This window comes from Streptomyces sp. NPDC054956 (assembly GCF_053609185.1).
This window is the reverse complement of record NZ_JBSGXB010000494.1, coordinates 1-3,604: the sequence shown is the minus strand read 5'-3', so window position 1 is coordinate 3,604 and position 3,604 is coordinate 1. Positions and strand designations below refer to the sequence as shown.

Here is a 3,604-nt window from a genome sequence, read left to right as displayed (position 1 = left end):
GCCCGTTCCCTGGGGCTCCGCCCCAGACCCCGCGCCTCAAACGCCGGCGGGGCTGAATAGTGAGCTCGTCGCTCGGCTTGCCGCCGCGGCCGCCGGTGGGCAGCGGATTGCCGATGCCGGGGCCGTGCGGAGCAAGGTTGCCGTCGACGAGCGGGACGGGTGCCCCGTCGGGCTCGACGCGCTGGCCTCCGACCCGGGGCGGACCGCCGATGGGCGGTCCGCGCTGACCGGGGTCGACGCCAGCTCGCTGGAGCTGCACGGCACCTGGGCCGACCAGGGCGAGGCGGCCGCGCAGCGGCAGCCTCGCAAGGGGGGCCGTAGCCAGGTGGACGCGCAGCCCGTACGGCTCGCACTGCTGGACCTGGCCATGCCGCGCGACATCGACGCCGCCGTGCACCGGATCCCGGGCGTGCGGCTGGTCGACATCGAGTCGCTGGCCGAGGCGTCCGCGGACGCTCCGATGGCCGCCGACGTCGACGCCGTGCGCGGGATAGTGGCCGAGGAAGTGGCGGCCTTCGGGGCCGCCCAGCGGGCCGCGCACATCACGCCCACCGTGGTCGCCCTGCGCGCCATGGCCGCCGAGGTCGTCGCCATGGAGGTGGCGCGGCTCGACGGGCGGGTGCCCGACCTCGACGAGCGGCAGCGGGCCGAGGTCACCCAGACCGTGCGGCGCGTCGTCGACAAGCTCCTCCACGCGCCGACCGTGCGCGTCAAGCAGCTCGCGAGCGAGCCCGGCGGCGCCGGGTACGCCGAAGCGCTGCGCGAACTCTTCGATCTCGACCCGCAGACGGTGGCCTCCGTCAGCAGGGCCGACGAGGCTGACAAGAACCACGACTCAGGACGGGCATCATGAATCCACGTCTCGACCAGCCGCTGAGGCTCGGCACGCGGCGCAGCAAGCTGGCCATGTCCCAGTCCGGGCATGTAGCCGAGGCGGTACGGGCGATCACCGGCCGGCCCGTCGAGCTCGTGGAGATCACGACCTACGGTGACGTGTCCCGCGAGAGCCTCTCGCAGATCGGCGGCACCGGCGTCTTCGTCACCGCCCTGCGCGAGGCCCTCGTACGCGGCGAGGTCGACTTCGCCGTGCACTCGCTGAAAGACCTGCCCACCACGCAGCCCGACGACCTCGTCATCGCCGCCATGCCGCCGCGCGAGGACCCCCGCGATGCGCTCGTCGCCCGCGACGGCCTGACCTTCGAGCAGCTGCCCGACGGTGCGCGCATCGGTACCGGTTCGCCCCGGCGCCGGTCCCAGCTGCACGCCTACGCCAAGTCGCTGGGCAAGGTCATCGAGACCGTCGCCATCCGCGGCAACGTCGACACCCGCATCGGGTTCGTGCACAGCGGAGAGCTCGACGCCGTCGTCCTCGCCGCCGCCGGACTCAACCGGATCGGCCGCGGCGACGAGGCCACCGACCTGATCTCCGTCGACAACGTGCTGCCCGCACCCGGCCAGGGTGCCCTGGCCGTGGAGTGCCTCGCGTCCGACACGGACCTGATCGCCGCGCTCGGCGAGCTCGACGACCCGTACACCCGGGCCGCCGTGACCGCCGAACGTGCCCTGCTCGCCGCCCTGGAGGCCGGCTGCAGTGCCCCCGTGGGGGCGCTCGCCGACCTGCTGGCCGACGGTCAGACTGTCAATGAGATGCGCCTGCGTGGAGTTGTGGGAACCCTCGACGGTTCCACGCTGGTGCAGCTGTCCACCACCGGTCCCGTGCCCCAGTCGTACGACGAGGCCATGGCGCTCGGCCGCGAACTCGCGGACGAGATGCTGGCCAAGGGCGCGGCCGGTCTGATGGGGGAGCGGTCGCTTTGAACCCCACAAGTCCCACCACCTCCGCTTTCCCGGCGGTCGCCGTCCACGGACACGTCACCTTCCTCGGTGCCGGTCCGGGCGACCCGGGTCTGCTGACGCTGCGCGCCGTCGAGGCCCTCGCCGCCGCGGACGTACTGATCGCGGAGCCCGAGGTTCTCGAGGTCGTACGTACGCATGCGCGCGCGGGGGTGGACACGCCGCAGCTGACGATCGCTGACGAGAAGTCAACGGCCGCCGGGGTCCCGGTGATCCGAGATGCCGCCAATCTTGTCATGGAGGCCGCGCGCTCCGGCAGGCGGGTCGTCCGTGCCGTCACCGGCGACCCCGGACTCGACGGGAACGCGGCCGACGAGATGCTCGCCTGCGCCACCGGGGGCATCCCCTTCGAGGTCGTTCCCGGTGTCGCCACCGCCGTCGGCGTGCCCGCGTACGCCGGTGTGCCGCTCAGCGGCAAGCAGGGTGCGGACGTGCGGTTCGTGGACGCGCGCAACGCCTCCCAGCGGTGCTGGAGCGAGGTGGGCGCCAGCGACGGCATCCTCGTCGTCTCCGCGACCCTGGAGACGGTCTCGGCGGCCGCCGCCGAGCTGGTGAGCGCCGGGCGCAAGCCCGACACCCCGCTCACCGTGACCGTGGCCGGCACGACCACGCGCCAGCGGACGTGGAGCGCGACCCTGGGCACCATCGCCCAGGTGTTCAAGCAGGGCAAGATCCTCCCCTCGCCCGAGGGTTCGCGGCCCGTCATAGCCGTGGTCGGGGAGCACGGCGCCGCCGCGCGCCGCGAGGAGCTGTCCTGGTTCGAGTCGAAGCCGCTGTTCGGCTGGCGGGTGCTCGTACCGCGCACCAAGGAGCAGGCAGCCTCGCTCTCCGACCAGCTGCGCTCGTACGGCGCCGTGCCGCACGAGGTGCCGACCATCGCCGTGGAGCCGCCGCGCACCCCGCAGCAGATGGAGCGGGCGGTCAAGGGACTCGTCACCGGCCGCTACGAGTGGATCGCCTTCACCTCGGTGAACGCGGTCAAGGCCGTGCGCGAGAAGTTCGAGGAGTACGGGCTCGACGCCCGCGCCTTCGCCGGCATCAAGGTCGCCGCCGTCGGCGAGCAGACCGCCGCCGCGCTGGTGGAGTTCGGCGTCAAGCCCGACCTGGTGCCCAGCGGCGAGCAGTCCGCCGCCGGACTGCTGGAGGACTGGCCGCCGTACGACCCGGTCTTCGACCCGATCGACCGCGTCTTCCTGCCGCGCGCCGACATCGCCACCGAGACCCTGGTCGCCGGGCTGATCGAGCTCGGCTGGGAGGTCGACGACGTCACCGCCTACCGGACCGTGCGCGCCTCCCCGCCGCCGCAGGACACCCGCGAGGCGATCAAGGGCGGCGGCTTCGACGCCGTGCTCTTCACGTCGTCCTCGACCGTGCGCAACCTCGTCGGCATCGCCGGCAAGCCGCACAACGTCACCGTCATCGCGTGCATCGGCCCGGCGACGGCCAAGACGGCCGAGGAGCACGGGCTCCGGGTCGACGTGCTGTCGCCGGAGCCGAGCGTGGGCAAGCTGGCGGAGGCCCTGGCCGAGTACGGGGCCGCGCGCCGCGAGGCCGCGAAGGAGGCCGGGGAGAACGTGTACCGGCCGAGCGAGCGGCGACCGGGAGCGCGCAGGCGCCGTACGACCTGAGCCGAGTCGGTTCTGCGCGGGGGGCGGGGGGGGGGGGCGGCCCCGGCCCCCGGCCGGGATCACAAAAACACACCCCCCACCAACCCCTTCGGGAGCGTGTGGGGGGTGGTGGTGGTGGTTGT

General features: G+C 73.5%; 2 protein-coding genes and 1 pseudogene. All 3 read left to right on the top strand.

What is annotated here, in order from left to right; genetic code table 11:
* Positions 1 to 853, top strand: a pseudogene (locus ACWGDE_RS37250) (glutamyl-tRNA reductase); the annotation flags it as partial.
* Positions 850 to 1,818: a hydroxymethylbilane synthase gene (gene hemC, locus ACWGDE_RS37245; protein WP_453393511.1), complete on the top strand. Its 969-nt coding sequence runs from the start codon at positions 850 to 852 to the stop codon at positions 1,816 to 1,818. The pseudogene ACWGDE_RS37250 and the gene hemC, both read left to right, overlap by 4 nt.
* Complete coding sequence (locus tag ACWGDE_RS37240; protein WP_453393510.1) at positions 1,815 to 3,482, top strand: uroporphyrinogen-III synthase; 1,668 nt, start codon at positions 1,815 to 1,817, stop codon at positions 3,480 to 3,482. The genes hemC and ACWGDE_RS37240 overlap by 4 nt, the downstream gene beginning before the upstream one ends.
* Positions 3,483 to 3,604 lie beyond the last annotated feature (122 nt).